Source organism: Microbacterium paulum (genome assembly GCF_015707995.1).
Lineage (GTDB): Bacteria > Actinomycetota > Actinomycetes > Actinomycetales > Microbacteriaceae > Microbacterium > Microbacterium paulum.
In genome coordinates this window covers 21,425-28,010 of the sequence record NZ_JAAGRY010000045.1, presented here as the reverse complement: position 1 = coordinate 28,010, position 6,586 = coordinate 21,425, and the positions used below count along the sequence as shown (strand labels likewise).

Genomic DNA, 6,586 nt, shown 5'->3' with positions numbered 1-6,586 from the left:
CGTGGTCGCACGCCGACCTCGACGCGGCGCTCGCCCACCATCCCCGCATCGGGGAGAGGCCGCTCGCCGCGGGGGCAGAGGCCGACGCCTCGCGCGCCGAACAGGCCTCGATGGCCTCGGCGGCCGGCGAGACCGCCGCCGCCATCGCGGCAGGCAACGCGCGCTACGAAGAGCGTTTCGGTCGCGTCTTCCTGATCCGCGCCGCCGGCCGCAGCCCCGAGCAGATGCGTGCCGAGCTCGATCGGCGGCTCGGCAACGACGATGAGGGAGAGGCGGCCGAAGCCCTCGACCAGTTGCGGCAGATCGCCCTCCTGCGCCTCGAAGGAGCGATCGCATGACCCACGTGACCACGCATATCCTCGACGCGACGGCCGGCACCCCCGCCGCCGGCGTCGACGTGTCGCTGCAGAGCGCCGACGGCACCCCGCGGGGATCGGGCCGCACCGACGCCGACGGGCGCCTCGCCCTCGGCCCGGAGGCGCTCGAACCGGGCGACTACGCCCTGACCTTCGCCACGGGCGACTACTTCGCCGCCCAGGGCGTCGCCGCCTTCCACCCGTCGGTGACGATCGCCTTCACCGTCGCGGACCGTCCGCACTACCACGTGCCCCTGCTGCTGAGCCCGTTCGCGTACACGACCTACCGCGGCAGCTGACCCGCGGGGCGACGAGCCCTCGCCGAGGCGTAACACCTCGGCATCCATGGGGAAACGCGCTCGTGACACGCCGCCCGTAGCGTGCCGCCATGAAGGTCATCATCATCGGTGCGGGCATCGGCGGAACGAGCGCGGGGATCGCCCTGCGCCGACTGGGGCACGAGGTCGTGATCTACGACCAGATGCGCGAGAACAAGCCCGTGGGCGCCGCGTTGTCGCTGTGGTCGAACGGCGTCAAGGTGCTCAACTGGCTGGGCCTCGGCGACGAGGTCGCCGCGCTCGGCGGCGACATGGCGACGATGGCCTACCGCGACGGCCTCACCGGCGAGGTGCTGTGCGACTTCTCCCTCGGCCCCGTGACGGCCCAGACCGGCCAGAAGCCGTACCCGGTGGCGCGCGCCGACCTGCAGGCACTGCTCATGCGCACGTTCGGTGACGACGCCATCCATCTCGGCCGCAAGGTCGTCGCGCTCGCCGACGACGGCCAGACGGTGACCGTGACCTTCGCCGACGGCGCCACCGACACCGCCGACCTCGTGATCGGCGCCGACGGCGCCCGCTCGCTCACGCGCGCCTTCGTGCAACCGGACGGCGCCCCCGAGATCGTGCGCGAGTACTCGGGCTACACGAACTTCAACGGTCTCATCCCGACCGACACCGCGATCGGTGCGCCGGATGCCTGGACCACCTATGTCGCCGAGGGCAAGCGTGCGGCGGTCATGCCGGTCGCCGGCGGGCGCTTCTACTTCTGGTTCGACGTGCCCCAACCCGACGGGCTCCCGTACGACCGCGCCGACGGGAAGGCCCCGCTCGCGGCGGCGTTCGAGGGGTGGGCTCCCGGTGTGCAGGCGCTGATCGACGCGATCGATCCCGACGTGTCGCTCAATCGCGTCGAGATCTGGGACATCACGCCCTTCTCGACCTGGGCGAAGGGGCGCGTCGCGATCCTCGGCGATGCGGCGCACAACACCGCCCCCGACATCGGTCAGGGCGCGTGTTCGGCGCTCGAAGACGCATTCGCCCTCGGCATCGCCTTCGCGACCAACACCGTCGGCATCGAAGACACCCTGCGCCGCTACGAGGCGATCCGCGTCGAGCGGGCGGGCGAGCTCGTGCTGCGCGCCCGCAAGCGCGGCGACGAGACGCACGCGTACGACGAGGCGGCGACGGCAGCCTGGTACGAGAGTCTGCGCGGCGCCGACGGGACGGGCATCATCCGCGGCATCGTCGGGAACATCGAGGGAAGCCCGATCAACCTGGGTGCGGGCGTGCTCTGAGCGCGGTCAGGTCTCGGAGAGATCGCGCAGGGTCAGCCAGATCGCCGCGGCCGGAACGTCGTCCGACGCGTTGACGACCCGGTGCGGCCGCGTCGCCCAGAAGGCGAGCGACCCGCCCGGACCGAGTTCGACCGTGCCCTCGCTGAACTCGAACCGCAGCGTGCCACGGACGACCGATCCCATCTCATACCCCGCGTGCACGAGCATGGCGCCATCGATCGACGAGGCGGCGCCGGGCGGATACACCGACTCGAACAGGTTGATGCCGTCGAGGGCGACCGGCGCGAGACGCCGGTAGACGACGCCCTGTCCGAGGGTCGCTGCGGAAGCGCCCTGCCCGCCACCCTGCGCGCCATCCTCCGCGCTCGAGACGTGCACGCCGGGAATCGGCTCGCTCGTGCCGGCGGCGAGGGTGTGCGGTGCGAACACGTCGTGGTCGTCGAACACCGCCGACACCGGCGCGCCGACCTCGGTGACGATCTCGATCAGCCGATTCACCGAGGGCTGCATCGCGCCGGTCTCGATCTGCGAGAGCGCGCTGGGAGAGATGCCCACCGACTCTGCGACCGACGAGAGCGACCGCCCCGAGGCCAGTCTCAGCCGCCGCAGCCTCGTGCCGATCATCGACGTGGTGTCGGTGGTGCTCACGTTTCCGACCCTACCGGCGCGACGGCGGCGCGGGATGGTCAGGACCCGGGAGTCGGGTCGGTGGCCGGGCTCGACGCAGGCTCGGTGTCGAGAGCGACCGTGGCGATGAGGCCCGTCCCCTCCGCCTCGGGGTGCACGAGGGCGGACGCCGCCGGACCACGCACAGCGTCGTAGGCGCCGATCGCGGGCTGTGCGGCCTCGGACTCACGCACCTCGCGCGAGTTCAGCAGCAGGTTGAGCAGGATCGCGACGATCGCGCCGGCCGAGATGCCCGAGTCGAAGATGAGCTGGAACCAGTCCGGGAACTGGTCGTAGATGGTCGGGCTCACCGTGGGAAGAAGCGCGATGCCGACCGAGAGGGCCACGATGAGCACGTTCTTGTTGTTGAACTTGACCTTCGTGAGCGTGCGGATGCCGGAGGCGGCGACCATCCCGAACAGCGCGATCCCCGCACCGCCGAGCACCGCGCGCGGCACGCCCTCGACGATGGCGGCGACCTTCGGGATCAGGCCGAGCACGACGAGGATGCCACCGGCCATCGTCGCGACGTAGCGCGAGCGCACGCCGGTGAGCGAGACGAGCCCGACGTTCTGCGCGAAGGCGGTATAGGGGAACGTGTTGAATATGCCGCCGAGCACGGTGCCGAGGCCGTCGGCGCGCAGGCCGTCGGCGAGCTGCTTGCGCGTGACGGGCTTGTCGACGATCTCGCCCACCGCGATCATGTCGCCCGTCGTCTCGGTCATGATGACGACGCCGACGATGATCATCGAGAGCACCGAGGCGAACTCGAAGGTCGGCAGACCGAAGTGGAACGGCGTGACGAGGGCGAACCAGGCGGCGTCGCCGACGTGGGTCCAGTCGGTCATGCCCGGCACGAAGAGGGCGACGAGCGTTCCGACGACGAGACCGAGCAGCACCGAGACGCGGGCGAGCGCGGGCGGCGCGAACCGCTCGAGCAGCACGATGAACAGCAGGGTGCCGAAGGCGAACGCCACGTTCAGGGGCGGCGCTCCGGGGGCATCCTCGCTCGATCCGGTCATGATCCAGCCGGCGGCGACCTTCATGAGCGAGAGCCCGATGATGAGGATGACCGTGCCGGTGACGATCGGGGGGAAGAAGCGCAGCAGCTGAGAGAAGAAGGGCGCGACGATGATCATGAACAGTCCGCACGCGATCACAGACCCGAAGACGCTCGTGATGCCGTGCGTGGTGCCGATCGCGATCATCGGCCCGACGGCGGCGAAGGTCACGCCCTGCATGAGGGGCAGGCGCACCCCGAACCGCCAGAACCCGACCGACTGCACGATCGTCGCGATCCCGGCGATGAACAGGTCGGCGCTGATGAGGAAGGCGAGGTCGGCGGCGCTGTAGCCGAGCGCCCCACCGACGATGAGAGGAACGGCGACGGCACCCGCGTACAGGGCCATCACATGCTGCAGGCCCAGCGGGAACAGTCGCGCGAGCGGAGGGATCGTGTCGACCCCGTTCTCGGCTGCCTGCGCTTTGCGCTCGGCGCTCTTTGACGACTTCTCTTCGGTCGTTGACATCGCGGACTCCCCGTCTCACCGGGTGCGAGCGAGGCGGCGCGCACCTCGTCGTGGGAAAGACGTTAAGCCCTGACTGAACACCGGTCCGACGATTCCGGGCATCCGTTCCCGAAAGTTCACGGCCCGAAACAGACCCGAAATCTCACCCGCTGTGCGGGCGGCGGATCACACCGTGAACACGGAGTGCACGGGTCCGCACGCGGCCTGGCCGCCGAGGTCGACGAGCTCCATGAGCACGGCGGTGCCGGCGAGGGCGAGGTCGAGCTCGGCGAGCAGCTGATGCCCGGCGTGCAGCGTGCCGCCGGTCGCGAGGATGTCGTCGACGAGCAGCACGCGGGTGCCGGGTGCGAGGTCGTCGCTCATCTCGATCGACGCGCGGCCGTACTCGAGGGCGTAGTCGACGGATGCCGCGGGGCGCGGCAGCTTTCCCGCTTTGCGGATCGGCGCCATGCCCACGCCGGCGGCGATCGCGACGGCGCCGGCGAGCAGGAACCCGCGCGCCTCGATGCCGGCGACCACGTCGAAGCGCCCGGCGAACGGCTCGATCAACGCGTCGACCGAGGCACGCAGTGCGGGGGCGTCGGCAAGGAGCGGCGAGATGTCACGGAAGAGGATGCCGGGTTCGGGAAAGTCGGGGATCGTCGCGATGAGCGATTCGGCGCGCTGGAGGGCCTGTGAGGTCACCGGTCCAGGGTACGCTCCGCCCGCTTGCGCCCGCGGTTGTGTAAGCGCTTACAGTGGAGGCATGACGTCGCAGCAGACCTCTTTCCCCCTGACCTCGCTCGCCCCGATCGGCGAGAACCGCCCCGGTGCCGAATGGTGGCGCACCGCGGTGATCTACCAGATCTACCCGCGCTCGTTCGCCGACGCCTCGGGCGACGGCATCGGCGATCTGCCGGGCGTGACCGCGCACCTCGACGACCTGCGGTCGCTCGGCGTGGATGCCGTCTGGCTCAGCCCCTTCTACCGCTCCCCCCAGCACGACGCCGGCTACGACGTCGCCGACTACCGCGACATCGACCCGCTGTTCGGCACGCTCACCGACTTCGACGAGATGCTCGCCGCGGCGCACGACCGTGGCATCCGTGTGATCGTCGATCTGGTGCCGAACCACTCGTCCGACCAGCACGTCTGGTTCCAAGAGGCTCTGGCCGCCGAGCCGGGCAGCGCCGCGCGCGCCCGCTACCTGTTCCGCGACGGCCGCGGGCCGGCGGGCGACGAGCCGCCCAACAACTGGGAGTCGGTGTTCGGCGGCCCCGCGTGGACGCGCACGACGAACCCCGACGGCACGCCCGGGCAGTGGTACCTGCACCTGTTCGACGTGACCCAGCCCGACTTCGATTGGGCCAACCCCGAGGTGCAAGAGGAGTTCCGCGGCATCCTGCGCTTCTGGCTCGACCGGGGTGTCGACGGTTTCCGCGTCGACGTGGCGCACGGGCTCGTCAAGACCGACGGCCTGCCCGACCACGTTCCCGCGGTCACCGGCGCCGACGGCACGCCGGCCGACAGCATGGGCGGCGACGCAGACGACGTGCCGTACTGGGGTCAGGACGGCGTGCACGAGATCTATCGCGACTGGCACCGCGTGCTCGCCGAATACGACGGCGACCGGGCGCTGTGCGCCGAGGCGTGGCTGCCGACCGTCGACCGTACGGCCGAGTGGGTGCGCTCCGACGAGATGCACCAGGCCTTCAACTTCCCCTACCTCATGACCGAGTGGGAGGCCCCCGCGATCCGCGAGGTGATCGCCGAGTCGCTGCGCGCCTTCCCCGCCGTCGGCGCCCCGGCCACGTGGGTGCTGTCGAACCACGACGTCGTGCGGCACGCGTCGCGCCTGGCGCTCACGGCCGAGAACCCGCAGGGTCACGGCATCGGTCCCGACTCTCCCGGCAAGCCCCTGCCCGAGCAGGGTCTGCGTCGCGCCCGCGCCGCCACCACGGTCATGCTCGCGCTGCCCGGGTCGGCCTATCTGTATCAGGGCGAAGAGCTCGGACTGCCCGAGGTCGTCGAGCTGCCCGGCGAGGTGCGGCAAGACCCGACCTGGTTCCGCACCGACGGCGAGCGCTACGGTCGCGACGGGTGCCGCGTGCCGATCCCGTGGACCGCCGATGCGCCCGCGTACGGCTTCAACGACTCCGGTGCGACCTGGCTGCCGCAACCGACCGAGTGGGCGCGTCTCGCGCGCGACGTGCAAGAGGGCGATCCCGATTCGACGCTATGGCTCTATCGCGAGCTGCTCGCGACGCGTCGGGCCGAGGATCTCGGCGCCGGATCGCTCGCGTGGCTCGACGGCTATGGTGACGACGTCATCGCATTCCGCAACGGGAATGTGACCGTGATCGCCAACGCGTCGGATGCCCCGGTCGAGCTCCCGACCGGCACGGTTCTCGTGGCGAGCGAGCCGTTCGACGGCGGCGCTCTGCCGGTCGACACCGCCGTGTGGATGCTCGCCGACTGAC

At 70.8% G+C, this 6,586-nt stretch carries 7 protein-coding genes; 4 read left to right on the top strand and 3 right to left on the bottom strand.

Annotation, left to right across the window (positions count from 1 at the left end):
- From G3N18_RS11315 to hpxO, 3 genes are all read left to right on the top strand, one after another.
- Positions 1 to 338, top strand: a 338-nt coding sequence (locus tag G3N18_RS11315; protein ID WP_196384368.1) for a 2-oxo-4-hydroxy-4-carboxy-5-ureidoimidazoline decarboxylase, incomplete at its 5' end; no start/stop codon positions are given.
- Entirely contained in the window at positions 335 to 655 is a 321-nt protein-coding gene (gene uraH / locus G3N18_RS11310) for a hydroxyisourate hydrolase (RefSeq protein ID WP_196384367.1), read from the top strand. The genes G3N18_RS11315 and uraH, both read left to right, overlap by 4 nt.
- A gap of 89 nt (positions 656 to 744) precedes the next feature.
- The gene (gene hpxO / locus G3N18_RS11305) at positions 745 to 1,932 is read left to right on the top strand and encodes an FAD-dependent urate hydroxylase HpxO (protein ID WP_196384365.1); all 1,188 of its coding nucleotides are present in this window, start codon (positions 745 to 747) and stop codon (positions 1,930 to 1,932) included.
- 6 nt (positions 1,933 to 1,938) lie between these two features.
- Here hpxO and G3N18_RS11300 read toward each other — a convergent pair whose 3' ends face one another.
- From G3N18_RS11300 to G3N18_RS11290, 3 genes are all read right to left on the bottom strand, one after another.
- Complete coding sequence (locus tag G3N18_RS11300; RefSeq protein WP_196384364.1) at positions 1,939 to 2,580, bottom strand: helix-turn-helix domain-containing protein; 642 nt, start codon at positions 2,578 to 2,580, stop codon at positions 1,939 to 1,941.
- Positions 2,581 to 2,618: 38 nt separating this feature from the next.
- The gene (locus G3N18_RS11295) at positions 2,619 to 4,127 is read right to left on the bottom strand and encodes a nucleobase:cation symporter-2 family protein (RefSeq protein ID WP_196384362.1); all 1,509 of its coding nucleotides are present in this window, start codon (positions 4,125 to 4,127) and stop codon (positions 2,619 to 2,621) included.
- A gap of 165 nt (positions 4,128 to 4,292) precedes the next feature.
- Positions 4,293 to 4,811, bottom strand: coding sequence for an adenine phosphoribosyltransferase (locus tag G3N18_RS11290; RefSeq protein ID WP_196384360.1), 519 nt, complete (start codon positions 4,809 to 4,811; stop codon positions 4,293 to 4,295).
- A gap of 61 nt (positions 4,812 to 4,872) precedes the next feature.
- Between G3N18_RS11290 and G3N18_RS11285 the strand changes: the two genes are divergently transcribed.
- Positions 4,873 to 6,585 (top strand): glycoside hydrolase family 13 protein, encoded by a 1,713-nt coding sequence (locus G3N18_RS11285; protein WP_196384358.1) that lies wholly within the window; start codon positions 4,873 to 4,875, stop codon positions 6,583 to 6,585.
- Position 6,586 lies beyond the last annotated feature (1 nt).

What these genes read in the sequence shown, in the direction of transcription:
- uraH (WP_196384367.1), top strand. Translation starts at nt 335, where the DNA reads ATGACCCACGTGACCACGCATATCCTCGACGCGACGGCCGGCACCCCC.
- hpxO (WP_196384365.1), top strand. Translation starts at nt 745, where the DNA reads ATGAAGGTCATCATCATCGGTGCGGGCATCGGCGGAACGAGCGCGGGG.
- G3N18_RS11295 (WP_196384362.1), bottom strand. Translation starts at nt 4,127, where the DNA reads ATGTCAACGACCGAAGAGAAGTCGTCAAAGAGCGCCGAGCGCAAAGCG.
- G3N18_RS11285 (WP_196384358.1), top strand. Translation starts at nt 4,873, where the DNA reads ATGACGTCGCAGCAGACCTCTTTCCCCCTGACCTCGCTCGCCCCGATC.